At 52.1% G+C, this 24,735-nt stretch carries 23 protein-coding genes; 13 read left to right on the top strand and 10 right to left on the bottom strand.

Features of this window, described 5'->3' with window-relative positions; translation table 11 throughout:
* Positions 1–11: 11 nt before the first annotated feature.
* Together NSP04_RS02040 and NSP04_RS02035 are read right to left on the bottom strand one after the other, a co-directional pair.
* Positions 12–827, bottom strand: a complete 816-nt coding sequence (locus NSP04_RS02040; RefSeq protein ID WP_257510679.1) for a mechanosensitive ion channel family protein — start codon at positions 825–827, stop codon at positions 12–14.
* A 5-nt stretch (positions 828–832) separates the two neighbouring features.
* Positions 833–3,880, bottom strand: a complete 3,048-nt coding sequence (locus NSP04_RS02035; RefSeq protein WP_257510678.1) for a parallel beta-helix domain-containing protein — start codon at positions 3,878–3,880, stop codon at positions 833–835.
* A 181-nt stretch (positions 3,881–4,061) separates the two neighbouring features.
* Here NSP04_RS02035 and NSP04_RS02030 point away from each other — a divergent pair, with 181 nt between their 5' ends.
* The 3 genes from NSP04_RS02030 (at position 4,062) to NSP04_RS02020 (ending at position 6,669) form a co-directional block, all read left to right on the top strand.
* Positions 4,062–4,409, top strand: a complete 348-nt coding sequence (locus tag NSP04_RS02030; protein ID WP_257510677.1) for a c-type cytochrome — start codon at positions 4,062–4,064, stop codon at positions 4,407–4,409.
* A 10-nt stretch (positions 4,410–4,419) separates the two neighbouring features.
* The gene (locus NSP04_RS02025; RefSeq protein WP_257510676.1) at positions 4,420–5,694 is read left to right on the top strand and encodes an NAD(P)/FAD-dependent oxidoreductase; all 1,275 of its coding nucleotides are present in this window, start codon (positions 4,420–4,422) and stop codon (positions 5,692–5,694) included.
* Between the two features lie 204 nt (positions 5,695–5,898).
* Complete coding sequence (locus NSP04_RS02020; RefSeq protein WP_257510675.1) at positions 5,899–6,669, top strand: lipase family alpha/beta hydrolase; 771 nt, start codon at positions 5,899–5,901, stop codon at positions 6,667–6,669.
* A gap of 13 nt (positions 6,670–6,682) precedes the next feature.
* Here NSP04_RS02020 and NSP04_RS02015 read toward each other — a convergent pair whose 3' ends face one another.
* The 3 genes from NSP04_RS02015 to NSP04_RS02005 form a co-directional block, all read right to left on the bottom strand.
* Positions 6,683–7,057, bottom strand: coding sequence for a 5-carboxymethyl-2-hydroxymuconate Delta-isomerase (locus tag NSP04_RS02015; RefSeq protein ID WP_257510674.1), 375 nt, complete (start codon positions 7,055–7,057; stop codon positions 6,683–6,685).
* Positions 7,058–7,258: 201 nt separating this feature from the next.
* A complete protein-coding gene (locus NSP04_RS02010) occupies positions 7,259–8,137 on the bottom strand; it encodes an alpha/beta fold hydrolase (RefSeq protein ID WP_257510726.1) in 879 nt (292 codons plus the stop codon).
* A 38-nt stretch (positions 8,138–8,175) separates the two neighbouring features.
* On the bottom strand, positions 8,176–8,646 hold the full coding sequence (locus tag NSP04_RS02005; RefSeq protein WP_257510673.1) for a thioesterase family protein: 471 nt from the start codon (positions 8,644–8,646) through the stop codon (positions 8,176–8,178).
* 151 nt (positions 8,647–8,797) lie between these two features.
* Between NSP04_RS02005 and NSP04_RS02000 the strand changes: the two genes are divergently transcribed.
* From NSP04_RS02000 to NSP04_RS01980, 5 genes are all read left to right on the top strand, one after another.
* Positions 8,798–9,010: a hypothetical protein gene (locus tag NSP04_RS02000; RefSeq protein ID WP_257510672.1), complete on the top strand. Its 213-nt coding sequence runs from the start codon at positions 8,798–8,800 to the stop codon at positions 9,008–9,010.
* A gap of 3 nt (positions 9,011–9,013) precedes the next feature.
* Positions 9,014–9,793, top strand: a complete 780-nt coding sequence (locus NSP04_RS01995; RefSeq protein WP_257510671.1) for a hypothetical protein — start codon at positions 9,014–9,016, stop codon at positions 9,791–9,793.
* A 555-nt stretch (positions 9,794–10,348) separates the two neighbouring features.
* Entirely contained in the window at positions 10,349–10,573 is a 225-nt protein-coding gene (locus NSP04_RS01990) for a hypothetical protein (RefSeq protein ID WP_257510670.1), read from the top strand.
* A gap of 197 nt (positions 10,574–10,770) precedes the next feature.
* Positions 10,771–12,189, top strand: a complete 1,419-nt coding sequence (locus NSP04_RS01985) for a UDP-glucose dehydrogenase family protein (protein WP_257510669.1) — start codon at positions 10,771–10,773, stop codon at positions 12,187–12,189.
* A 70-nt stretch (positions 12,190–12,259) separates the two neighbouring features.
* Entirely contained in the window at positions 12,260–13,384 is a 1,125-nt protein-coding gene (locus NSP04_RS01980; protein ID WP_257510668.1) for a beta-ketoacyl-ACP synthase III, read from the top strand.
* A 471-nt stretch (positions 13,385–13,855) separates the two neighbouring features.
* Here the strand turns inward: NSP04_RS01980 and NSP04_RS01975 are convergent, their stop codons facing one another.
* Positions 13,856–14,629 carry a glutathione S-transferase N-terminal domain-containing protein gene (locus NSP04_RS01975; RefSeq protein WP_257510667.1) on the bottom strand — a complete coding sequence of 258 codons (774 nt, stop codon included), beginning with the start codon at positions 14,627–14,629 and terminating at the stop codon, positions 13,856–13,858.
* Positions 14,630–14,757: 128 nt separating this feature from the next.
* Here NSP04_RS01975 and aroQ point away from each other — a divergent pair, with 128 nt between their 5' ends.
* The 5 genes from aroQ (at position 14,758) to NSP04_RS01950 (ending at position 21,984) form a co-directional block, all read left to right on the top strand.
* Positions 14,758–15,189, top strand: a complete 432-nt coding sequence (gene aroQ, locus NSP04_RS01970) for a type II 3-dehydroquinate dehydratase (RefSeq protein WP_257510666.1) — start codon at positions 14,758–14,760, stop codon at positions 15,187–15,189.
* A 144-nt stretch (positions 15,190–15,333) separates the two neighbouring features.
* Positions 15,334–16,767, top strand: a complete 1,434-nt coding sequence (locus tag NSP04_RS01965) for an efflux transporter outer membrane subunit (protein ID WP_257510665.1) — start codon at positions 15,334–15,336, stop codon at positions 16,765–16,767.
* A complete protein-coding gene (locus NSP04_RS01960) occupies positions 16,764–17,960 on the top strand; it encodes an efflux RND transporter periplasmic adaptor subunit (protein WP_257510664.1) in 1,197 nt (398 codons plus the stop codon). Before NSP04_RS01965 ends, NSP04_RS01960 begins: the two co-directional genes overlap by 4 nt.
* Entirely contained in the window at positions 17,957–21,097 is a 3,141-nt protein-coding gene (locus NSP04_RS01955; RefSeq protein WP_257510663.1) for an efflux RND transporter permease subunit, read from the top strand. Before NSP04_RS01960 ends, NSP04_RS01955 begins: the two co-directional genes overlap by 4 nt.
* On the top strand, positions 21,094–21,984 hold the full coding sequence (locus NSP04_RS01950) for a substrate-binding domain-containing protein (RefSeq protein WP_257510662.1): 891 nt from the start codon (positions 21,094–21,096) through the stop codon (positions 21,982–21,984). The genes NSP04_RS01955 and NSP04_RS01950 overlap by 4 nt, the downstream gene beginning before the upstream one ends.
* Positions 21,985–22,000: 16 nt before the next feature.
* On the opposite strand, the gene NSP04_RS01945 is transcribed toward NSP04_RS01950, so the two are convergent.
* The 4 genes from NSP04_RS01945 to NSP04_RS01930 form a co-directional block, all read right to left on the bottom strand.
* Positions 22,001–22,819, bottom strand: coding sequence for an ABC transporter substrate-binding protein (locus NSP04_RS01945; protein WP_257510661.1), 819 nt, complete (start codon positions 22,817–22,819; stop codon positions 22,001–22,003).
* A 21-nt stretch (positions 22,820–22,840) separates the two neighbouring features.
* Positions 22,841–23,605, bottom strand: a complete 765-nt coding sequence (locus NSP04_RS01940; RefSeq protein WP_257510660.1) for an ABC transporter ATP-binding protein — start codon at positions 23,603–23,605, stop codon at positions 22,841–22,843.
* Positions 23,598–24,305: an ABC transporter permease gene (locus NSP04_RS01935; protein WP_257510659.1), complete on the bottom strand. Its 708-nt coding sequence runs from the start codon at positions 24,303–24,305 to the stop codon at positions 23,598–23,600. Before NSP04_RS01935 ends, NSP04_RS01940 begins: the two co-directional genes overlap by 8 nt.
* 226 nt (positions 24,306–24,531) lie before the next feature.
* The coding region (locus tag NSP04_RS01930) for a flagellin (RefSeq protein WP_257510658.1) at positions 24,532–24,735 on the bottom strand (204 nt) is incomplete at its 5' end.

Raw genomic sequence — 24,735 nt, 5'->3', positions numbered from 1 at the left:
GCGGACTAAAACTACACAGGCCCAAATTCGCGCCAAAAACCTTTGTAAATGGCCTGCTCGGCATCGCCCCGCTGCTCAAGCGGACAGGCCAGGCGAACAATCATTTTGTGCGCCAGTTCGTTGTATGCCTGCCAGAACACCTCAGGCTTCGCGCCGGGAAGGTCCACAAATTCTGATACTTCGATTTTGTCGAAATATTGGTCTGCCTCTTCAAGCCAGCTGGACGAGACCGCGTTGGCCACTTGCAAGGCCACCTGTTCTGCGCGTGCCGAGTCCGCTTTGAATGGCAAAATAATTTCAATGGTGTACAGGCTGAATTTGCCCAACATCGACAAGTGTTTGATTGTTTGGGTTAGTACAAATGCATTGGGCACGGCAAGACGCCTACCGGTGTATTTGCCCGACATGCCAATTTCAAACAGCTTGGTGCTTAACAGGTCAATGTCGATTACTCGGCCATTCTGTGTGCCGATTTCGACATAATCACCGATACGGAAAGGCTTGGACAATGAAATGTTTACATAGCCCAACAGGCTTAGCACCACTTCTTTCCCGGTAATAATCAGCGCGCCTGCAATGGCCACCACGCTGAGAAACGCCCCGGTAATTTGGGACGCCCACACAGAAATCAACAAGAAAAACACAGCCATGCGAACCAGATTCTTTAAAAAAACCAGTTGCGAGCGTGCTTTTTCCGGGTGGTAAGGATGAAGTTTGCGAAGCGACCAGGACAAAGCCCGGTTTACGAAGAAGCCGCTGGCCATCAGCCCGAAGGTGATGGCCAGCTTGATCAGAAACAGCGTTGTCGGGTCTTTGAGTAATTCCATGCCCGTTATGGTAACAGGGGAAGGCCTCCAATCAATGGCAAACCGCCACCCGAAGTATTGCCTTCTTGACAGGCATCGGCGTTTTCATAGGTGGAGTCGATCACTTGGTTGATCCACTGGTTCATTAGCGCAACACCTTCTTCATGCACCACGCTGCGCGCCAGGGGGGGCATTTTGGCCGCCAGTTCAACTGCTTCTGGTCCCATGCGGTACGGAACGATGGAGTCACTGGCCAATCCGGGGTGGATGTCGTAGGTGCGGGTACCCCGCCCCTCGGAACCACTGGCAGTGGGCTTTTTACAAATGCCGTGGGTGCCGTCCACTGGCCTGAACACATCCACATAGAAGCCAGTGTTCGATGCCTGCCCATTCACGTTGTGGCAGTGAGCACAGTTCACTTCCAAATAGGCTCTTGCGCGGGCCTCAATGTCACCCTTGGAATTGGCTGGCATTCCTGAATCACCCGGGTTGTTGAACTTTGGAATGTGACTCACATTGGTGGCCACTTGGCGCTGATCCAGATTAAAGTTGGTGGGGCAGCCGTTCATCAAGCCTGTTTCACACATGAACTTCAATTGGTTTTTGCCATTGACCGGGTGTTGCGACTGCCCTGTGAACATGGGCGATTCGTTGATGTACGCGCGGTTCAGGTTGCGTGGCTTGGGACCAATTGGTGCAGAACCCGGATCAACATCGTTGTTGCTGTGGCAAATGGCGCATTGGCTGGCATTGGGGAACATGTACGCATTGGTACTTCCAGTTTGGCGCTTGCCGGAATCCACATCAACATAATCCCACCGGGCTGCTGCACTGCCACCAAACTGGGTCAACACCGCCTTGCGCTGGCCATTGCCTGCATCTTGCCAAATGTACTCAAGTGCTTCCCAATAGTTTTGGCCGTCGGTGCGCTGGCGCTTGATCAGCAACCGGGTTTCATAAGGCGTTTCACGGGCGGCTGGCTGGTCAACAAACGAGAAGGTTTTGGCGATGATGGTGCCCACCGGAAATTCAATCGTGGAATTCACGCGGCTTTCTTCATCTTCCAGGAAACGTGCCTGTTTGCCTTCAGGAATAAACATCACCCTGTGCTTGATTGAATAGTCACTGAACAATTTGCTGTTCAACACATATGGCATGCCCTGCCCGTTTGGCCTGCTGGCCGGGTTTTGAGCATTCTCAAACAAATTGTACTGGGCCAAATCGGGGCAATTCACTTGTGCAGCCGCCTCATTCACCACACCGGCTTTCAAAGGCACTTCGCACAAGGCTTTGACTGCTTCGGCGGTGGGTTCCGGTGCAAACTGTCCGCTGGGCTCGAAGGGTTCAAGCTCGAAATCGGGCAAGCGTGGCAATTCAGCTCCAAAACGCGCCATGCAATCGTGTTGGCTTAAGTCAAACTCACTGGGCAACAAGGGGATGCCAGTGGCAATCGATTGAATGTATTCAAGCGACAAATTGGCTGTCGGGTCGCTGGTGTTCAAGTTGATGACTGCATCCAGCCCGCGTGTGCCGTGGAAGTTCGCAAACGGCAAGCTGTCAGAACCGAAGTTGTTGTTGGGGTTGATGCAACTGAACCACCACGCCGGCACCTTGCGCTGACCGTTTGATTCGAACTTGTATTTGTTGTAACGGCAGCTGGGGTTGGGGTTCTGGTTTCCCTGAACAGGCTTGCCGTCTTCATCCACCGCCACCGGGTTGCCATTGCGGTCTTTGGGCAAGTCGCAGCTGCTATTCAATGTATCGGTGTACCCATCCCACACAATGTGGGCGCCACGGTAACCCTGGCCACCCAGTGCATTTTTCAAGCCCACCACCAACGGAAATGCACTGCTGATTTGCGCGCCTTGCGTGGCGATGATGCTGGCAAAATCAGGCTGGGGCAGGTCATTGCCGTTGTCGATGAACGTGTTGTTGAAAATGTTCACTGCTTCGGAATACACGTCCATTCGACGGTCACCGTTTTCACCCAGCAAATCATAGCTGGTCAAAATAATACCGGCGGTTCCGTTTCCTTCAAACACGTTGTCGTAAATGTCGATTTTGTCGTAAGCCAGCGTAATCAAACCCGAACCACGTGGCACGTTGGCCACGATTGAACCGGGCACCGCGAAGTTGTAGGTGTTGTTGTTTCTGGCCACGTTTTTGAATACTCGAGAACGCGACCCGTACTGCGTCAGGTTGTCCAGGTCATAAACCAGAAAACCACCGGAATTGCACTCGGCCAGGTTTTCGGAATACTCACCATCCACCACGTTTTCAATCTCGAACCCGAACACGTTGTAAGCTGCGCGGCTCTTGCGAATTTTTGCGATATTGGTCTGGCCCACGTAAATGCCGGCATCAGATGCACCAATACTCTCAGTTTCTTCCACAAGAATGTTGCGACTTTCAACCGGGTAAATGCCGTAGCGTCCAGAAGCTGTACTCACCGTGTAGTCGGGTGAAGTGTTGTCGGTTTCAAGCGGATTTGGATTGGCAGGATTGTGTCGCGCAGGGTCGGTACACGCCACATTGATTTCGTCGCGAAAGTTGGCCGCAGTGATGGGGCGCTCTTCTGGCAGTTTTCGGCCGCTGCTCCAAATGGCGCGAACTTTCTTCAAAGTACCGTGATTCACGCCCTTCAACTTAAAGGCGTCACCAGGTGAATCGCCAATCGTCAGGTTTCGCACTGTAATGCCACGCACATTCGAGGCCAGAAAACCTTCCTGCGAGGTGCTGTCTCGAAATGACAGGAAAGTTTCATCCATTCCACAGCCTTCAATAATCACGTCTTCCGTGGTTGTAATTTGAATGCCTGTTTTCAGATCGAAGAAACCGCACTCAAAGCGAAGAATGTCTTTGGGCTTAAGCTGCACCATGGCCTTGACCATTTCCTCGGTGGCATTGGGCCCAGGCTGAATCAGGAAAACTCGTCCATTGGATTCCGCCGGGTTGATGACACTGCCACCGCCTGTACCTGCGACGGGATCATCGCCAGAAGACAAACAGGCGCCAAGCACCAGGGTGGACAAAGAAAGAAGTACCGCGCGCAGTGCATTTATGGAGTAGGTCACGCCAACCTCGGTTTTGTTATATGCATATGAGAAAAAACTGCTTGCCAGCGCTTAGTACCACGTTAAAATCGAAACGGATTTGGGTTTGTGTCAGCTAATTGACACTGCCTGCGCATTGCTTCATATTCGGCAGGCTAAAGCGATACACGCAATTACTCATACAAGAACGGGAGAGACATCAATGATCAATTTCAAACACAGCGCCCACCGCGTGTTGCTTGGTGCAGCATTGGCCCTCGGCGGGTCGCTAATCAGCGCAACTGCCGTCGCCAGTGAACTGACACCCGAGAAAAGACTGCAAGCAGCCAGTTTGGCTGCCACCTGTGCAAATTGCCATGGCACCAACGGACAGGGCGTGCAGGGAAGCGCAGTGACTGGCTTGGCCAACTTGAGTGTGGAATACATCAAAACCAATATGATTTGGTTCAAAACCGGGCAACGCCCCGCCACTGTGATGCATCAGCTCGCCAAGGGTTACACCGACGAACAGATCGACATCATCGCCAACTACCTCGGCCAAAAAGACTAAGGAGCGCACCATGCAAAGAAGACAATTTTTACAGACCAGCGCCTTGGCAACTGCCTTGCTGGGTGGCATGCCCCTTTCTGCAACCGCAAAAAGCGCGAAAGGAAAAGTACTTGTTGTTGGCGGCGGTTATGGCGGTGCCACTGCAGCGAAATACCTTCGGCTCCTTTCCGGTAACCAGCTGGATGTCACCTTGGTTGAACCCAATTCCACCTTTGTTTCATGTCCCATGAGCAACCTGGTGGTGGGCGGCCTGCGTCAAATCAATCAAATCAGCACACCCTACACTGGCCTTTCCCGCAACCATGGCGTGAAAATGGTGAAAGATTACGTCACGGCCATTGATGTTGAAAAACGCTCGGTGACGCTGAAAAGTGGCAAAACCCTGGCCTACGACAAACTGGTGCTTTCACCCGGAATTGACCTGCAACTGGACAAAATCGAGGGTTTGGCTGCGGCCAATGCCAGCGGCCAAATTCTGCACGCCTGGAAGGCTGGTACCGAAACCGTGGGTTTGCGCAAGCAACTTGAGGCCATGCCCGACGGCGGCACCTATGTGTTGAATGTGCCCCTGGCCCCATACCGCTGCCCACCCGGCCCTTACGAGCGCGCCAGCATGGTGGCCAACTACTTCAAACAATACAAACCAAAGTCCAAAGTATTGCTGCTGGATGCAAACGCGGATGTCACGTCAAAAGGCAAGCTGTTCAAAGACGTGTGGGCCAGCGAGTACAAAAATATTCTTGAATACCGCCCCAACATGAAGGTAACCGGGGTGGATGGTGCAACCAAAACGGTTCGCTTTGAATTTGAAGACCCAATCAAGGGCGATGTGTTGAACATTCTGCCGGATCAGCGTGCGGGTAAGTTGGCAGTCGATTCCGGCATTGCCAATTTGAACAACCGCTGGGCAGAAGTGAATTACATGACATTCGAATCCACCGTTGCCCCGAACGTACATGTGATTGGCGATGCGGTGCAAGGTGCGCCCTTGATGCCGAAAAGCGGGCACATGGCCAACAGCCAGGCCAAGGTTGTGGCTGCCGCAATTGTCGCGCAGCTTAGTGGATGGGAACCCAACACCAAGCCCTTGACCAATAACACCTGCTACAGCTACGTGACCACCAAAAATGTGATTCATGTGGCCAGCGTGCATGTGTACGATGCTGAAAAGAAAACCTTTCTGACTGTACCGGGCTCGGGTGGTGTTTCCGCTGAACCCAATGAACTTGAGGGCACTTACGCCTGGAACTGGGCCCAAAATATCTGGGCTGATACATTGGCGTAATTCAATGCCACGCTGCAATCAGCGTTCAATAAACTGACCCGTAATTTTGATACTGACAATCAAAATTGCGGGTTTTTCTTTGTAAAAGCTCAACAGAGAACGTTTTTAACCGTTAATTAAATTGTAGTAATTGCGCATACAGGCGTAATTTAGAAACAACGAGCCAGAAACCTGTTATCAATCAAACCTGTCATAGGGAAAAACATGGCTGCTCAACCACTTGTATCAAGCCACCCAAAACTGGGCATGGCCGAAGTTGCCAGACTTGCAGCCCGCGAAGGTTACCTGTTTGGCTTGAGTTTCGTGTTTCGTCAACGCGTGGCGCAATCCGTGCCTGAATTCAGCCCGAACTTCAACAACCGCCAGTTACCAATCGTATTCATGGTCCCGGGTTACATGGAAAAGCCCGGATGCTTCGCCACCCTTTACGAGGAACTGCTGTGGAGTGGTGTGCGCGTTGCCTTGTACCAGCCACGCTATGTGCTCGCCTCGGTCTACGACATGGCCGACGATTTCGGTCAGTACATGGATGAAGTGCTTGCACAAAGCGAATGCGAAGGGGCCAACACCTACCTGGTGGGCCATTCGATGGGCGGTTTGATTGTGCGCAAAGCCATGGCTCACCGCTGGAATACAAACACACAAGTTCAACATTTGTTCACGCTGGCATCACCGAACAACGGAACCAGGATGGCACATTTTGGCGTGGGAGAATGTGCAGTCGACATGCTGCCCAATAGTGATTTTTTGAATACGCTCAATGTTGAAGACGATGCGCACCGCTGCAAAATGAGTAGTGTGATTGCCATTCCCGACGCGCTCATCCTGCACCACAGGTATGCCCACCTTGAAGGGGCATCCAACCATGTGGTCGACAAAACAGGCCACATGGCCCTGCTGGACGAGCCCCGCTTAATTGAATTATTAAAGCGCCGAATGCAGGGCAACAATCCCCATCAACTACTAGGTGCATAATTTTTAGTCGTGTTTACCTGCGCTTGCTGACCGATTTGAAATAAAGCTCGGATTGAAGTTCACGGACGTGCACACTGATTTGAGTCAATGGACCGTCTTCTTCACGGCAGCATCTTTCCAAAGCCTTGAGTACTACCTGCCCCAAATGCTCTTTCACCGAGAACTCTCGCCCACTTAGCAATTCAACTGTGGCGGCCACGAAAGCATGGTCGCCAGTTTCTTCCGCAGCAACACCAATACGGAAGGAATTCAAACGGTGAATTCGGGTTTTTATGTCTGCGTCCATAAAAATGCCCAAGCCAAGCAAGGCTTTGTTTACTTGAAGCAAAACCCAGGACTCATCAAGGTTGCGCAAGTTTCCACTGTACTCAAGCGTAATGTGTGGCATCTTTTTTGGCCCCGTATATGTGACAAAACGGTGAAAGTTCAAAGTTTTGTCTAGTAGAAATCACCTACAAATCCACTTGCCCATGAGCTGCAGCGGACGCACAATGCTGACATTGAGCGCTGTGACAGTGCTCAACCTCATGTCTCCTCTTCTCCGCAAGCGAGAAAGGTTAAGCCGGCTTCTCACGAAGTCGGCTTTTTTTTATTCGTTTTTGATGTGTGCTTCAATCAGGCTGGCCAAGGCATCGGGTTGGTCGTGATGAACCATGTGCCCCGCGTTGTCCACGATTACTGATTTCCACTTCGGCACACAATTGAAACGTGTGCGAAACGCATCAAAATCCACGGGCTCGCCAGCGCGGCTTAACCACAAACCCGCCTCGGTTTGTTTGGCTTCAACATGTAGCACAGGTGCGCTTATATTGCTCCAACACGCCTGTGCTTCAGCCAAACGATAGCCAATCGGGTTCATGATTTTATGGGCTGCGTCACCCAACAAACTATAGCCCGTGTTTTCAGCTTTGCTCCAGAACTGCGCAAGGTACATGGCCTTCTCATCAGTTAGCCTGTGGTTGGTTTTTTGTAAACGCTTGGCCACCGCTTCCAAGCTGCCGTAGGTGCGAAGTTCTTTGGGTTCTTTCAACGCATCAAGCCAATTGCCATAACGGCTTGGCGCTTTTTCGGCTGGGGAATCGAGCATGCCAAATCCTTCCAGATTCACCACAGTACGAATACGCTGCGGGCGCACACCTGCATACATCATGGCGATGTTGCCGCCCATGCTGTGGCCCACCAAATTCACAGGCTGCGTGGGCGAAAGATGATCGAGCAAAGCGTCCAAATCTGCCAGGTAATCGGGAAACCAATACGAACGAATTCCTGGAGCCCCTTGCGCAACAGGCCAGTCACTGCGACCAAACCCACGCCAGTCGGGGGCGACAACCCGATATTCCTTTTTCAGCGAATCAACCACAAACTGATAACTCGCACCCACGTCCATCCAGCCGTGCACCATCACCAACAAGGGCGCATCTTCGGGCCCCCAGCAATGCAGATGGGTTCGCAAACCACGCAAATCCATAAACTTCGACTCATGCTGTGTTACTGCCTTATAAATATTCACCGCGTGCTCGCTTTGCTGGCTGATGCTTTGTGGGCCAAGGCTTCTTGCAAGGCTTTGGATATATCGCCGGGCATGGGCACCACTTTGCTAATGTTGTAGTTGAAAAACACAAAACCCGACTTGGCCAAGGCAATCAAACGATTGTCAGTGGGTCGGGTAATTTTGAAAACAATGTCACAACCATATTTGTTGAAATCCATTACGCCCACATCGAACTGAAGCTGATCGCGTGCATGGGCCTCGCTTTTGTACATGGTGGCTAGGTCGGTCACGATGATCCCGGTTTTGTCATCCGACAATTCGGGCACACCCATTTGAAAAAGAAAGCGCGCACGGGCTTCCGAAATCATGGAGATCATGGAATCGTTGGCCAGGTGATTGCCTGCATTGATGTCGGTGATTCGTACCGTCAACGTGGTCGTGTAAATAAAACAGTGGTCTGGAAATTCAAGTTGCAGGCGAGCCATGAATCACTTTTTTTTGTAGACATTTCATGCAGTGTATGCGATCTGCCCCTGCGCTGAATTTGACCTTGCGCTCTAAACGGAAAAGAAAACCTGTCGAATTGAAAATTTCAAACTATCATTCATCAAAACTTAACAAAAACAGGAGACAAGCATGCCCAAACTGGATGCAGCATTGATAGAGGCATTGGGAGAGCCCATGCCCGAACTGGAAAAGCTGAGCGCCGCAAACCAGAAGAAACTGGCCGCCGACCTGGCTTCCGCACACCATGCGCATGATGCTTTTTTGAAGAAAAGCATGGACAACGCGCTGGAACACATTCCCCGCTTGTTAAGGGGCACCGTCAAAAAAATTCTGGGGCTGTGAATCATGGATAGAAACACTGAACTTCGCCGTCTGGCCCAAGCCCTGCACAAATCAGCCGATGATTTGGCATATTTGGACAAACTCGACGCCGTGGCCTTGCAAAAGCTGCGCACCAATTTTCAAAACAGCCTGCTGAACAAGTTTGGCCCGGTGTTTGAACGTATTGCGGGTGCAGGCAAACTGGCACCCGATTCAATCAGTGCCACGCTTTGCACCAAAGTATTTGGCCCGGCGATTACAGCCAATATGTCGTACTTCACCCCGATGAGCAAAGCAGTTAGCTTGTGCAAACTGTTCGATGCTGATTTTATGGCTGAAGTGGCTCGCGAACAGATTCCGGAACGCGCCGTGGACATGCTGGCAGAGTTGCCGGTTGAGCAATTGAAAAAGGTAACTGTCAAATTGGTTGAACAAGGCGACTTCCACGTGTTGGGCGGCTTTACCGACTACATCCCAGAAAAGAAGGCCATTGAGATCATGGAAGTGATCAAAGACCCAGCGGCGAACCTGCACATTTCCTTCTATGCTCAACGCAAAGACCGCATCGCAAAGCTGGCGAACATGCTGAGCGATGACAAGTTGATTGAGTTGATCGCAGCGGCTTTTGCAGATTCGGGCTTGTTGGTTGAGGTGGGATTGATAACCGCCGAGATGGATGCCAAGGCGCAGGAACGCATGGCCAAGCTGACTGACAAAGTAAACAAGACCTATCGGAACTTGGCGAAGGTCAAGGCCGAAGAGCTGGGTTATGCAGATCGACTGAAAGCTTACTTTGCAGTATGAACTGAACTTGGCTTGATGCTTAGAACCGAACTCGAAGTGTCGCCGCTGACCGAAAACTTGCAAGTTCAGTTCTGAATCACTGGCTGGGTCGAAGCTTCCACTCACTCCTGCTGTTTGCAGGTACGAGATCAATCACCAGTCTGGTCCAAGCCCAATCGGCAGCGAGACTCCAATCGCTTCGCCTTCAAGAAGACCTGCCCGTTTGAATTCACACGCCACGGTCGACACCGAGACTCGGCCATGTTTTTTGCCGATCTCGGTGAGTCAGTGTGAATTTCAAAAAGGGAAGTACAGGTTTTCAGGCTAAGGGTTGGGACTCGCGCCGATTGGGCACAAACTCGCATAACGAACATCCTGTTCACAAAATTTAAAACGCCATAAACCATCAATAAACAATAACTTGCAATTCTTAGAATGAATATTCAAGTATTTTGACACTCTGTCAATTGACATTAAGTGCACAACTGTACACAATACAAACCATGCAAACACAACAAAGTTTGCTGGGTTAAAGCGAAAGCCCCGATTTCGCAACAAATGGAAAGGGATATCAACATGAAAAACTTTATCGACTCAGTAGTTCGCACACCTGGCGTTTTGTTCATGGCCATGCTGACCACCGGTTTCACGATCAACGCTGGCGTACAGTACATCAACGCCACTGGTTTCGAAGGCCCTAATTTGTTGGCTGCCGCTTGCTTGGTAGTGGGTCAGGTTGCCTTGGTAGTGGTTCATCAAATGCGCCGTTTTGGTCAAGACAACAAACTGACCTTGCAATAATGCGGTCGGTGAATACGCGGTAGGGAATCGCTTCTGCTCTCAGCAAGCACCCTGCCGCTTTCGCCGGAAAATATCGCAATCTTACCTTCGAAGCACTTCCCCTCCTCCTCTGTCACAATCCAGTCTTAAATCTGTCAAACGCAGGCAACACTGCCGCAACACACTGCACGCATTGATCACTCATCGAAGCAAATCACATGCGAGTTTCTATCGTTGGTAGTGGATATGTAGGCTTGGTTACAGCCGCCTGCTTGGCCGAAGTCGGTAACAAGGTATTGTGTTGCGACATCGACTCAGCCAAAGTTGCTCAGCTAAAAAACGGTATAAGCCCGATTTACGAACCGGGCCTTGACGAACTGCTGGAACGCAACCAACGCGAGCAACGCCTGGATTTCACAACCAACATCGAAGAAGCTGTAAATCACGCTGAGCTGATTTTTATTTGTGTGGGCACACCGCCAAAGGAAGACGGCAGCGCGGACCTTCAACATGTATTAAAGGTAGCCCAGCAAATCGCCGTGCACATGAACGGCTTCAAAGTGATCATTAATAAATCAACAGTGCCCGTGGGAACAGGCGAGCGTGTGGCCGATGAAGTACGCCGCACCTTGATTCAACGCAATACGCTGCACGCATTCACCGTGGTATCAAACCCCGAATTTCTGAAAGAAGGTGCGGCGATTGACGACTTTCTTCGCCCAGATCGCATTGTGCTTGGTACTGACGAAACGCCGGCTGGTCAGCGTGCCTTGCGCATGATGAAAGCCCTGTACGCCCCCTTCCAGCGCCACCATGAAAGGCTGATGTGCATGGACGTACGTTCTGCCGAGTTGACCAAATACGCAGCCAATGCGATGTTGGCCACTCGAATCAGTTTCATGAATGAACTGGCCAACCTGGCCGAGAAAATCGGTGCCGACATTGAGCAGGTGCGCGCTGGGATTGGTTCAGACCCACGCATCGGTTTTTCCTTTTTGTATGCGGGTTGTGGCTACGGTGGTTCGTGCTTTCCCAAAGACGTCCGAGCCCTGATTCAAACCGGCGAAGAAGCTGGCGAAAACCTGTCGATACTGCGTGCAGTAAACAGCAGCAACCAACGCCAAAAACGAGTGCTGGTCGATAAAATTATTCAGCGTTTTGGCGAAGACCTGAGCAACATGACTTTTGCCATGTGGGGTCTGGCCTTCAAACCTGAAACCGACGACATGCGCGAAGCCAGCAGCCGCACCATCGCCGCCGAACTGGTGCTACGAGGTGCCAGAGTTCAAGCTTTCGACCCTGTGGCCAATGAAACAGCGCGCAAGGCTTTGGACGAAGACCTTGCCACATTCCGCCAAGATGGTCCTCTGTTGGGTCACTTCGAAGTAACCAATACCCAAGAAGAAACTTTGTTCAATGCCGACGCTTTGATTGTGTGCACTGAATGGCGCATGTTCAAAAGCCCGGATTTCCTGATGCTTAGCCGAACCTTGCGTCAAAAAGCAGTATTCGATGGCCGAAACCTGTACGACCCCGCACTGCTGGCCGATTACGGCCTGATTTACGAAGGTGTTGGGCGCAGGGCCGAGCCTGCGGATCAGGGAATGCCCGTGGAACAAATTCGCTTGGCGTCTTAAAATTTGATGCCATTGCCTTTATCATTGCGCAAGAGACAGAACACACAATCATCCACCCAGGACGAGCGCAATGATCAAGGTAGCCATCAGCGGCACGGGGCTTTTCGTACCCAGCCAAACCATCACCAACGACGAATTGGTGGAATCGTTCAACGCCTATGTGGCGAAGTACAATCAAACGCACGCTGCAGAAATCGCCAGTGGCGAGTTGCAGCCATTGCAGGCATCCAATTCTGCATTCATTGAAAGTGCGTCAGGCATCAAGCAGCGCTACGTGATGGAGAAGGAAGGCATTCTGAATCCTGATCGCCTTCACCCCTACTTCAAAGAACGCCCGAATTCTGAACTGTCGATGATGGCTGAAATTGCCGTCGACGCGGGTCGCAAAGCCATGGACCAAGCGGGCCTGGCCGCCGACGAAATTGACGCGGTGATTTGTTCAGCATCCAATATGCAGCGCGCTTACCCAGCCATGGCCATTGAAATTCAGGAAGCGCTTGGCATTCAAGGCTTCGGTTACGACATGAACGTGGCTTGTTCATCTGCCACCTTTGGCATTGAACAGGCTGTGAACGCAGTGCGCAGCGGTACCGCCCGCGCGGTGTTGATGGTGAACCCGGAAATTACTTCAGGCCACCAGGCCTGGCTGGACCGCGATTGCCACTTTATTTTTGGCGATGTGTGCACAGCGGTGATTGTGCAGCGACTGGAAGATGCCAAGCCAGGAAGTTGGGAGGTATTGGGCACCAAACTGGCCACCAAGTATTCCAACAACATTCGCAATAATTTTGGTTTCTTGAACCGTTCAGAAGATGCCGACCGGGAGGGCCGCGACAAGCTGTTCATGCAGGAAGGCCGCAAGGTGTTCAAAGAAGTTTGCCCCATGGCTGCCGAGCACATGAGCACGCACCTGGAAAGCCTAGGATTGAACTCAGCCACAAACGTGCGCCGCTACTGGTTGCACCAGGCCAACTTGGCCATGAACCAATTAATTGCCAAGAAATTGCTGGGCAGCAGCGAATTTACCGCCGACAAAGCACCAGTGATTTTGGATGAGTTTGCCAACACGGCTTCAGCAGGTTCGGTGATTGCATTCCACCGCCACAAAGATGATTTGACGGCTGGCGATGTGGGAGTGATCTGCTCGTTCGGCGCGGGCTATTCGATTGGCAGCGTTGTGGTGCAGAAAACCTGACTCTGCCGTTTGCCGTAATTCAATGGTCTGGCTGGCTGCTTGCTCAGGTCCATACCCTCTCGCGCCAGAAAACCTGTATTCCCCTTGTTGATATTCACCCTGACTCACCTCGCTCGGCAAAAGGGCGGGCCGAGTCTCGGTGTCGGGCCATGGCCGACCGTGGCGGGTGACTACAAACGGGCAGGTTTTCTTGACCGGCGCTGCGAGGGCATTGCAACCTGAGCAAACAGACAACGGCGCTGGCGACTTGAAAGGCAGCTGCCTTGGTTCAAGAGATGCTTGGGTTGCTGCACCGTATGACCGGCTTTGCAAGGCTTCCCGGCTGCTTCGACGCGCGGGGCGACCCTTGGGTCGATGCGAAGACGCTTTAGCGTTTCGCATGCCCCAAGCCAGAAGCATCAAGCCGGAATCAGAAGCCTTGCTTAGGTCAAATGATGCAGCAAACCTAGCATCTCCAAGAACCAGTGCAACTCAAGCGCCGTAAGTCTTGTCCAGATAACGCAGAATGTCATTGGACTCGTACATCGCCACCCCAGTATTCGGATCGATCAAGTATGGCACCTGCACCTTGCCAGTGTTCTCTGCAAGCCAAGCCCGATTGCGCGTGGTGCCTTGAGGTGCTTTGAACAATTTGTCGCGAAACACGGGCGGCCCCATGTCGGTCATTGCGCCCTTGGGCGTGTTTTTTAACAAGTACGGAATTTCCAGTTCGCACAAGCGAGCGCGCACAGGCTTGGAATAGGGACTGGACTCAAAACTGTAAAGCACCAAAGGCTCAGCAGGTGCTTTCGATGGTCGGGCTTTCATGCCCTGAAAACCACCAATCCGGTATTGAAACGTACTGGCCAAAGCAGATGTACCCACCGCAACCTTTCGGCCAAAGCCTTGCTGGCTTTTCAATTTGCTTTCATAAGTTTTGGCCAGGTAATCAATGATGTTGGCCGACTCATTCATCACCACACCCGTGTTGTCATCAACCAGCATTGGAAACTTGGTGCCGGGCAACAGGGCACGGGCTTCTTCGCGGAAACGTTTGCCCCCCGCCGGGCAAGGCAAAATCATCACATCCAGGTCCATTTCACTCAACGCTTCACGCACCAGGCGGCAAAACGGGCTGATTTCAATGTCGTACAACTTCAGAGTTTTTTCAGGGGTTTTGCGGGCACGGGCAGTAATGCCAGTGCCACGCCAGCCGCGGGCAGTTCCGGCCAGCAAATTGAAAATTGCGTCGATGTTGGTGTTCATGATGTTCCTCTGTCTCAAAATTTGTGGTTATTTTGTGCGTGAACCTGTGCGCAGTGTAGACGAAACCCCCTAGCCCGCCGCATTGCTTGTTACTATTTTTTGAAACACACCTGCACCGGAGAACAAACTTGAAAAAACTGCTGTTGATCAACGGCCCCAACCTGAACCTGTTGGGAACGCGCGAACCCGGTATTTATGGCCACATGACCCTGGTCGACATCGAAAAAGCGCTGAAAAACATCGCTTTCACCGATGGCTTTGAGCTTATGACCTTTCAAAGCAACCACGAAGGCGCACTCATAGACCGTGTGCACAAAGCGAAAACGGAAGATGTGGCAGGCATTGTCATCAACCCCGCAGGCTACACACACACCAGCATTGCCCTGCGTGATGCATTGGCAGGCGTGGCAATCCCCTTCATTGAGGTGCACCTGTCCAATATTTACAAGCGCGAGGATTTTCGCCACAACAGTTATTTTTCAGACTTGGCTGAAGGCGTTATTTGTGGTCTAGGTTGGCAGGGCTACGTGTACGCCCTGCGCCACTTCGCAGCCAAATAAAAATGGGCAAGTGTTGATTTTGGGTTCAATTTTGTAAAGATCAGTTAAAGGCTGAACAAAAGCCCACAGAGTGTGGTCTGATGGGCACTCAACAAGAAAAACGACACCATGAAGCACCGCCCGAAAACACCTTGCCCAACCGCCATGAAACATACAGCGGCAATGCCACACAAATTGCCTGCGTTCGTGGCACCAGTCTTGTTGGTGTTTTTTCTGTCGGCATGCGCCAGCATTGAATCGAGTAAACCTGAAATAGACTCCCGCTTTGAAAATGCCACTTTCAAGCCTTTGGTCGATGCGAACGCAGTGCAGGCCCCAAGCGATTGGTGGACTGGTTTTTCCAGTCAACAATTGAACACCTTGATGCAACAGGCGCAGGCTGAAAATTTAAGCCTTGAAGCCACAGCAGCCCGCCTTCGCGCAGCCCAGGCAAGCCTGGACGCTGCGCAAGCCAGCTTTTTTCCGTCGCTTACATTGAATGCAGGTCGACAGGAAAATACCGTCAAAGGCACTAGCATTCAAGGTCAGGCCACCAACAACCGCGGGCTGTTTACTTCAGCATCACTTAGCGCCAGTTACGAAATCGATTTGTGGTCACGGGTGCGCAACACTGCGCAAGCCGCTGAACTGCAATTACAGGCCACACGCTATGAACTGGATGCCGCACGAATCACCATTGCAGGCCAGTTGGCCACCACATGGGCACAGTGGGTTGCAGCCGATCAAACCGTGCGCCTCTTCGAGCAAGAACTTGACGGCTTTCAAACCAATTTGAATCTGATTGAACTGCGATTCCGTCAAGGCATTGCAGTGGCCTCCGACGTGCTTCAGCAAAGGCAATTGGTGGAATCGGCCCAAGGCAATTTGGCACTGGCCATTTCCAACCGTGACGTGTTAGCAAACAGCTTGGCATTGTTGGTCGGTCAGCCCCCCAACGCACTCAGCTTGACGCAAGAGAATCTGCCTAACCTGCCCCCGCTACCAGCCACCGGCTTTCCGGCTGAACTGCTGAACCGTCGACCCGATGTGCAACAGGCTTGGTCATTGGTTTTATCCACTGATCGCAGCGTTGCAGCGGCCATTGCCAATCGTTTTCCGCAGCTTAGCCTGCGGGCCAGCTTCAGCGATCAAACCCGTGATTCCGATTTGCTGTTCGACAACTGGGTGCGCAACCTAAGCATTAACCTGGTCGCGCCCTTGTTCGATGGTGGCGCACGTTCGGCCGAAGTAGACCGCCAGCGCGCATTGCTAGACCAAGCGGTTGCGCAGTATCAAGATGCGGCCATCAACTCACTGGCTGATGTTGACAACGCTTTGATTCAGGAAACACGCCAACGTGAAGCTGTAGAAAGTTTTCAGCGTCAACTTGAACTTGCCGAGCTCAGCTTGAAACGCCTGTTCGCGGGCTACCGCAACGGGTCGGTCGATTACATTGAAATTTTGAATGCCCAGCAAAGCACCAGCCAGTTGCGCCGCAATTTGGTAAACGCACAACAACAATTGGTTGGTTTCCGCATTGCCCTTTACCGTGCCTTGTCGGGAAGCATTCCGCAAACCAAAGCAGCAGAACAGTTATGAGCCAACAATCTTTTTTCAAACGCAAATGGGTGCAAATTGGCCTGGCCGTGGGTGTTATTACTCTGGGTGTAATCGGTTCTGAAGTGTTGGTGGCCACTGCACCAACCGCCAGCCGCAAACCACCCGAAAAAGTGGCAAGGCTTGTAACCACCGAACCAGTTCAGGCCGGCAATCACAACGTTAGCTTGCTTGGTTATGGCGTGGTACAGGCCGAACAGCAAATTACCTTGCAAGCCCGCGTCAGCGGTGCGGTGAAACGGATTGGTGACAAATTTGTGCCGGGTGCCACTTTCAAAAAAGGCGATGTGCTGATTGAACTGGACAACACCGATTACCGAATTGAACTGCAAACTGCACAAGCCAATTTGGCACAAGCACAGTCAACCTTCACTTCCGAGCAAGGTAACCAGGTAGTCGCCCAGTCTGATTTTGATTTACTGGGCATGAATGTTGACGAACGAGAACGCGCGTTGATTCTGCGCAAACCCCAATTGGAAGCTGCGCGTGCCACTGTTCAGTCGGCCCAGGCGGGTGTTGAACGGGCCAAAGTCAACCTTGAACGCACTATTCTGCGAGCCCCGTTCGATGGCGTCGTGGTGAGTCGCGAAGCCAGTGTGGGCGCTCAAGTCAGCGCCACCACAGCGCTGGGTGTGTTGGCCAGTAGCAAAGCCTTCTGGATCAGTGTGGCAGTTCCACAGGCCGATCTTAAATGGATCCGTTTCCCCACCGGAAATCAACCTGGTTCCACCGTGTGCGTCAGTGATGCAAGCAGCGCTGAACAGAATTGCCACCCCGGACGTGTGCTCAGTTTGCAAACCAGCGTTCAGGACAGTGGCCGACAGGCCCAAGTATTGGTTGAGGTACCGCGCAATTTTGGACCGCAACACCAGCCCCTTTTGCTGGCGCAGTATGTGAAAGTCCGCTTTGACGGTATTGAATTGCAAAACGTTTTCAAACTGGCTCCTTCTTCAGTTCACGACAGCAATGTGTGGGTTAATGACAATGGTGAACTCGATATTCGCCCGGTAAACATCGCTTACCGAGCTGCAGATTATGTGCTGATCGACCGGGGCTTGAGTAACGGCGAAAACATTGTGACGTCGAACTTGGGCTCGCCAGTAAATCGCATGGCCATTCGCACGAACGAGCCAAGCCAAACGCCTTCTCCAGCAACCGAAGCGGCCAAGCCATGAACGCCGCAGCAAGACGTCGCATAGACCGTTCAGGCCCACTGGCGTGGATGACCAAAAATTCAGTGGCTGCCAACATCCTGATGTGGGTGTGCCTGATTGGTGGTGTGTTCGGCTTCATGAACATGACCAAGGAAGTGTTCCCAGAATTCGAACTGGATTTGGTGACAATTTCAGTGGCCTACCCGGGCGCAAGCCCTGAAGACGTAGAGCAAGGCATTGTTCTGGCAGTCGAAGAAGCGATTTCGAGCGTGGAAGGCATTGTCGAAGTGAATTCCACAGCGAATGAAGGCTCCGCCAGCGTTGTGGTGGAAATTGACGAATCTGAGGATGCACAAGCGGTCTACGATCGGATCAAACAGGAAGTAGACCGCATCACCACCTTCCCAGGCGACGCTGAAGTGCCCAACGTTGCGCTGACGGCAAGGAAGCGCAGCGTGGTTACTTTGGTGGTCCACGGTGAGACCGACGAATTGTCGCTGCGTAATTTGGCCGAAGAAGTACGCGATGGTTTGCTGCAAAACCCGGACATTACCCAAGTTGACCTGAATGAAACACGCGAACAGGAAATTCACATCGAGGTACCCGAAGCCCGGCTGAACGCATACGGCTTAACCCTGCAGGGCATTGCCGACAACATCCGCGCCAACGTAATTGAGGTGTCTGGCGGTAGCATTTCAACCGAGAGTGGCGAGATTCTATTGCGCGTTTCAGAGCGACGGGATTTCGCAGAACAATTTGCAGAGTTGCCAATCTTGTCGCCAATCGGTGGCACGCCACTGAAGCTAAGTGACATCGCCACGGTACGCGATGGCTTTCAGGATGTGGACCGATACGCCACGTTCAATGGCAAGCCCTCCATTGAAATTTCAGTGTCTCGCACAGGCGATCAAACCCCGATCGGTATTTCTGAAGCCACAAAGGAGGCACTGGAACGCATCCGCCCGCTGATGCCTGAAGGTGTTGAGATATCCGTTGTGACAGACAGTTCCGACACCTACAAACAGCGCCAGGAGTTACTGGCCAAAAACGCGGTCATGGGCTTGATCCTTGTGATGCTGTTGCTCACCCTGTTTTTAGACTGGAAGTTGGCCTTCTGGATCAGCATGGGTATCCCGATTTCTTTCTTGGGTGCCATGTTGTTGCTGCCATTGTTCGGGGTTAGCTTCAACATGATCTCGATGTTCGCCTTCATCATCGCATTGGGTATTGTGGTGGATGATGCGATTGTGGCCGGCGAAAACATCTACGAGTACCGGCAACAGGGCTTAAGCATGCTGGATGCATCGATTTGCGGCGCGCGCGATGTGGCAATGCCAGTCACTTTTAGCATATTGACCAATATAGCGGCGTTTGCACCACTGCTGTTCATTCCAGGCTTTCTGGGAAAAATCTGGGGGGTGATCCCGGTTGTGGTCTGCACAGTTTTTATCGTTTCATTGATGGAGGCGATCTTTATTTTGCCCGCACATTTGGCTCACACCAAAGAAGGCAAAGGCAAGTTTCACAACTGGCAACAAAAATTCTCCAAAAAGTTCAGTCACTTCATTGAACGCAGGTACACGCCCATCGTTCAAAAATGTGTTGAATACCGCTACCTGTCGATGGGATTCGGTATTGCGCTGATGGTGCTGGTAATTAGTTGGCCGGTCAGCGGCCGCATGGGGTTCGAACTGTTTCCTCAAGTGGAGTCTGACCAGTCGGAAGTGCGGGCTCAACTGCCCTTGGGAAGCACCAACGAGCAGGTGAATTTTGTGCGCGACCGGCTAGTGGACAGTGCTCTGAAAACTGTCGAGAACACCGGTGGCGAGGCACAAAGTACAGGCATTTATGCCAGTGTGAATGAAAACAACATCACGGTCAGGACGTACCTGACTCCGCCTGATGTTCGACCAGTCAATACGGCAGAATTCACAGATCAATGGCGCACCTTGGTGGGCAGCATTCCGGGTGTAGAAACAATTCGCTTTGCAGCAGACTCTGGTGGACCTGGCAGCGGCCCGGCATTCACCATTCAGCTCAGTCATCGCAACGTGGACACACTTCGTGAGGCCAGTGAGGCACTTGCTCGCGAATTGGCGAATTACCCCATGGTGTCGGAAATTGACGACGGCTTCCAGAATGGCAAGGAACAGTTCAGCTTCACCTTGAAAGAAGAGGCACGACGCCTTGGCCTGACATCGAACGACATCGGACGTCAGGTACGGGCGGCCTTTTTCGGCTCAGAAGCCTTGCGCCAGCAGCGTGGCCGCAATGAAATCAAGGTGCTGGTCATGCGTCCGGAAACCGAACGTTCTGCCCAAACCGATGTGCGTGATTTATTGATCCGGACTCCGCAGGGCGCATTGGCCCCCCTGCATTCACTGGTGGAATTCGACGACACACGCGCAGTTGCAAACATTACACGTCGCGATGGCCGACGATCCATCACAGTCACAGCCAACGTGAACCCGCGCAACCAGGCTCAACAGGTTCAGAACGCTGCGGTGCAGGAATTGATGCCCAAACTGATGGTTGATTATCCCGGCCTAAGCTACAGTTTTGCAGGCCGTCAGCAAGACTTCTCCGAAGCATTGAGTGGTCTGGGCAAGGGTTTCATGGTTGCGTTGCTGCTGATCTATGTGTTGTTGGCCATTCCATTTAAAAGTTACTTGCAACCTTTTATTGTGATGCTGGCGATTCCCTTCGGTATTTTTGGTGCCATCCTGGGGCACTTGATGATGGGGTACAGCATCAGCATTGTTTCGATGATGGGTATACTTGCGCTGGCCGGTGTAGTGGTCAACGATTCCCTGGTCATGGTCGACCATGCAAACCAAAAAGTACGTGACGGCATGACACCCTACGACGCCATTTGTACATCGGGGGTGCGGCGTTTTCGCCCAATCATGTTGACCACCATCTCCACATTTGGTGGTTTGGCACCCATGATTTTCGAAACTTCGAGGCAGGCGAAGTTCATGATCCCGATGGCCATTTCCTTGGGCTACGGTATTTTGTTTGCCACAGCCATTACACTGTTGCTGGTGCCTTGCCTGTATTTAATGGTCGACGACTTGCGCAGATTGTTTGGTACAAGCCCTGGTGTTGAGCCCGATGAAATCGACCTTACCAAACTGGAAGAAACCCGCGCGACATGAACGTTGGCCTGGAACCCATTGAGTTTTTAACCACCAAGGAAGTGGCTGAACTACTTCGTATCAAGGAGCGCAAGCTTTACGACCTGGTCAGCGCGCAGGAAATACCCTGTGTGAAAGCCACGGGCAAACTGCTGTTTCCGAAAGCGGAATTGATGCACTGGATACGGACCGGCGAAATAATCGCGGCCAATGTGCCCCCAGCAACCAGACCAAATGTTATTTCGGGCAGCCATGACCCCTTGCTGGAATGGACCATACGCGAATCAGGTTGTGGCTTGGCCATGCAGTTCGACGGCAGCTTGAGCGGGCTTGATGTATTTGAAAAACAAGGGGCTGCAGCCACTGGCCTGCATGTGCTCAACCCCAACACCCAAGCCTGGAATACCCACGTGATTCAAACCCGCTTTGCAAAAAGCAATGTGGTTTTAGTGAATTGGGCCACTCGCCAACAAGGCTTGATTGTGGGCAAGGGGAATCCAAAAAATGTGCGCGGTGTATCTGATCTCGCCAAGCTAAAAGTTGCAACACGCCAAGCGGGTGCAGGCGGCATGATTTTGTTTGAGCATTTGTTGCAGGAACAGAATCTGGATTTGAAGCAACTACATATTTCTGAAACTTGTAGAACGGAAAACGACACCATTGCCGCTGTGGCCAGTGGCCATGCAGACGCCGCACCCGGCTTGCAAGCCCTTGCCATGCAATTTGGCTTGGGGTTCGTTCCCACGCGCACTGAGCAGTTCGATTTGATGGTGTGCAGAAAAGTGTGGTTCGATACGCCATTTCAAACGCTGATCAAATTCACCGACACGGCAGCTTTTAAATCAAAGGCCATGCAATTTGAAGGTTATGACACCACATCGCTGGGCAAGGTAATTTGGAACGCCTAGAAAGGATTCATGTGCCTTATTGGGGTGAATTTGGAAAGAACAGTGGGTCACCATTCTTTTTGAAAGCGGCAATTGTGGTTTGTCCTTTCGATGACAAAATCCAGCTTTCAAATGATCGGGCCAAATCCGCTTTCACATTGGGGCATTTTGCTGGGTTCACCACAATTACACCGTATTGATTGAACAACTCGGGATCACCTTCCACCATAATTTTGAAGTTGCCTTTGTTGCCAAATGCTACCCAACTTGCACGGTCGGCCAACACATAGGCACCCATTCCAACACCCAGGTTCAAGGTGGCACCCATGCCTGAACCTGTTTCCCGATACCACTTTCCGCTGGCGGTTTTCACATCCACCTTGGCTGCGTTCCACAACTCCCGTTCTTTCTTGTACGTACCGCTGTCGTCTCCACGTGATGCAAACAAGGCCTGCTTTTCAGCAATCGTTTTAAAGGCCTTCACCGCATCCTTGACCCCTGCCACACTGGCTGGGTCCCTTCCAGGGCCCACCACCACAAAATCGTTGTACATCACATCCGTACGCTTTACACCATAACCTTCCGCCACGAATTGTTGTTCAGCCGCAAGGGCATGTACCAACAACGCGTCGCCATCGCAGTTTCGCGCATTCTTTAATGCCTGGCCTGTGCCCACCGCCACCACGCGCACATCAATGCCCGTTTCGGCTTTAAACACGGGCAACAAGTGATCGAACAAGCCAGAATTTTGAGTCGATGTTGTGGATTGAAGAATAATAAATTTGTCAGCAGCCTGCGCATTTGCCACAACAGCGACAGTGAACAAACACGCAATCAGCTTTACCTGAAATTTCATTTTGATCGCCTTACCGCAAACTTAATCAATCAACAATTCACCATTCAGATAAGCCTTGGCTTGCCTGCTGGCCGGGTTTTTCAAAAAGGCACCTGCAGCTTGTGCTTGCTCTACCTTGCCTTGATGCACAAAAATAATTTCATCGGCCAAGCGCGCCGCTTGCCCTTGGTCGTGGGTCACAAGAATCACCTTCACACCACATTGGCTTGCGCGCAGCACAATGTTTTCAATCAATGCAGTGGCCTGCGGGTCCAGGCTGGCGCTTGGCTCATCAAGTACCAGCAGGCCTGGTTTGCCCGCCAGCGCGCGCAACAAAGTAAGCCGCTGCTGCTCGCCACCGGAAAGCTTTCGCGCGGGCGATTTTGCAAGGTGCAACATGCCACCCAATTCCAACAGTGCATTCGCATGTTCGTCGCGCTGCAACCGGTCTACCCCAGCGATAGCCAATGCATGCAGCAGGTTGCCCAATACACTTCGCCGCAACAGCACCGGGCGTTGAAACACAAAACCAATTTGCCCGGCGGGCAGTGGTGCTCCTTCGCCGTAAACAATGCGACCTTTGTCTGGCTGAACCAGACCAGCCAGCATGCGCAAAATCAAGCTTTTTCCGGCGCCGTTGGGGCCCATGATGGTGGTGATTCCCGACCCGCCAATATCCAGATTCAAATCCGCGTAAATCACACGCTTGGTGAAACCCAGGTGAACACCCTGAAAACGAATCGGCAAATACTTTTCGAAGGGTGCGTGGGGTGCAAGCAAAGCCATGTCGTTGTTCAACTTACGCATAGGCCCGCCGCTGCGCGCTGCTTTTCAACAAGAAAAGTGCTGCATTGATGATGATAGACAACACAATCAAAATGATGCCCAGTCCAAGGGCAAGCGCTAGTTCACCTTTGGAAGTCTCTAGCGCAATGGTAGTGGTCATGACCCGGGTTACATTGGCAATGTTGCCGCCCACAATAATGACGGCCCCCACTTCAGCCAGCGCACGCCCCAGACCAGCCAATGCACTGGTCAAGAGCGAATAACGTGCATCTACAATCAAGGTGACCACTGTCTGCAACCGGCTGGCATTCATGGCACGCAGCATTTCGTCGTATTCGCTATAGAGGTCTTCAATCACTTGCCGGGCCAGCGCGGCGACGATTGGAGTGACTAGCACCACCTGTGCAATCACCATGGCTGTGGGGGTGTACAGCAACTGCAAAAATCCCAAAGGGCCTGCAGCCGACAAAAACAGGTAAATCACCAAACCCACCACAACAGGCGGCAAACCCATCAGAGAATTCAGGAACACGACCAGAATCATTCGGCCTGGAAAACGACCAATGGCCAAGGCCGCGCCAATCGGAAAACCCAACAGGCAGGCAATTGCAACGGCAGTGAACGTAACCTGAAGCGACAAAGCGATGATGTCGATTAAAGTCGGGTCGGCTCGCCCAATCAGGGTGAAGGCTTGAACAAATGCTTGAGAGAAGTCTTGCATACCATGCATTTTTTACGGAATAAATGCAGTTTAATCGCAAATGATGCAGGCAGTCATTGGTAGTTACCATGGCTTATCGCACTGGCACAAACAACATTTGGTGGGAGGTATTCAGGAAGATTCAGAAAAAAGGCAGAGGACGAATGGTCCGAATTCGGGTATGTCCCCTGCCGAAACCAGCTGACCCAATGCTAGTCAGATCAGCCAGTGCTTGGTCAATACGGTGTTACTGCAACAGGCTCAATACGTTGTTGGGCAGCTGGTTGGCCTGGGCCAGCATTGCAGTGCCTGCCTGTTGCAGAATCTGTGAACGGGTCAGGTTCGCTGTTTCCTTGGCGAAGTCCGCGTCCATGATTCGGCCTCGTGCGGCTTGCAAGTTGGTGCTGGAGGTGTCGGCAAAGGCAGCCACCTGTTCCAGCCGGCTTTGGCC

It is taken from the genome of Limnobacter parvus (genome assembly GCF_024623725.1).
In the GTDB taxonomy this organism is placed as follows: domain Bacteria; phylum Pseudomonadota; class Gammaproteobacteria; order Burkholderiales; family Burkholderiaceae_B; genus Limnobacter; species Limnobacter parvus.
Note: the sequence above shows the minus strand (reverse complement) of the source record. Positions and strands in the feature narration are given on the sequence as shown.

Coding starts and splice junctions, on each gene's coding strand:
- NSP04_RS02030 (WP_257510677.1), top strand. CDS start 4,062: ATGATCAATTTCAAACACAGCGCCCACCGCGTGTTGCTTGGTGCAGCA.
- NSP04_RS01980 (WP_257510668.1), top strand. CDS start 12,260: ATGATCAAGGTAGCCATCAGCGGCACGGGGCTTTTCGTACCCAGCCAA.
- NSP04_RS02025 (WP_257510676.1), top strand. CDS start 4,420: ATGCAAAGAAGACAATTTTTACAGACCAGCGCCTTGGCAACTGCCTTG.
- NSP04_RS02010 (WP_257510726.1), bottom strand. CDS start 8,137: ATGGATTTGCGTGGTTTGCGAACCCATCTGCATTGCTGGGGGCCCGAA.
- NSP04_RS02020 (WP_257510675.1), top strand. CDS start 5,899: ATGGCTGCTCAACCACTTGTATCAAGCCACCCAAAACTGGGCATGGCC.
- NSP04_RS01955 (WP_257510663.1), top strand. CDS start 17,957: ATGAACGCCGCAGCAAGACGTCGCATAGACCGTTCAGGCCCACTGGCG.
- NSP04_RS01965 (WP_257510665.1), top strand. CDS start 15,334: ATGAAACATACAGCGGCAATGCCACACAAATTGCCTGCGTTCGTGGCA.
- NSP04_RS01960 (WP_257510664.1), top strand. CDS start 16,764: ATGAGCCAACAATCTTTTTTCAAACGCAAATGGGTGCAAATTGGCCTG.
- NSP04_RS01995 (WP_257510671.1), top strand. CDS start 9,014: ATGGATAGAAACACTGAACTTCGCCGTCTGGCCCAAGCCCTGCACAAA.
- NSP04_RS01990 (WP_257510670.1), top strand. CDS start 10,349: ATGAAAAACTTTATCGACTCAGTAGTTCGCACACCTGGCGTTTTGTTC.
- NSP04_RS01950 (WP_257510662.1), top strand. CDS start 21,094: ATGAACGTTGGCCTGGAACCCATTGAGTTTTTAACCACCAAGGAAGTG.
- NSP04_RS02040 (WP_257510679.1), bottom strand. CDS start 827: ATGGAATTACTCAAAGACCCGACAACGCTGTTTCTGATCAAGCTGGCC.
- NSP04_RS02000 (WP_257510672.1), top strand. CDS start 8,798: ATGCCCAAACTGGATGCAGCATTGATAGAGGCATTGGGAGAGCCCATG.
- NSP04_RS02015 (WP_257510674.1), bottom strand. CDS start 7,057: ATGCCACACATTACGCTTGAGTACAGTGGAAACTTGCGCAACCTTGAT.
- NSP04_RS02005 (WP_257510673.1), bottom strand. CDS start 8,646: ATGGCTCGCCTGCAACTTGAATTTCCAGACCACTGTTTTATTTACACG.
- NSP04_RS01975 (WP_257510667.1), bottom strand. CDS start 14,629: ATGAACACCAACATCGACGCAATTTTCAATTTGCTGGCCGGAACTGCC.
- NSP04_RS01985 (WP_257510669.1), top strand. CDS start 10,771: ATGCGAGTTTCTATCGTTGGTAGTGGATATGTAGGCTTGGTTACAGCC.
- NSP04_RS01935 (WP_257510659.1), bottom strand. CDS start 24,305: ATGCAAGACTTCTCTCAAGCATTTGTTCAAGCCTTCACCCTGATTGGG.
- NSP04_RS01940 (WP_257510660.1), bottom strand. CDS start 23,605: ATGCGTAAGTTGAACAACGACATGGCTTTGCTTGCACCCCACGCACCC.
- NSP04_RS01945 (WP_257510661.1), bottom strand. CDS start 22,819: ATGAAATTTCAGGTAAAGCTGATTGCGTGTTTGTTCACTGTCGCTGTT.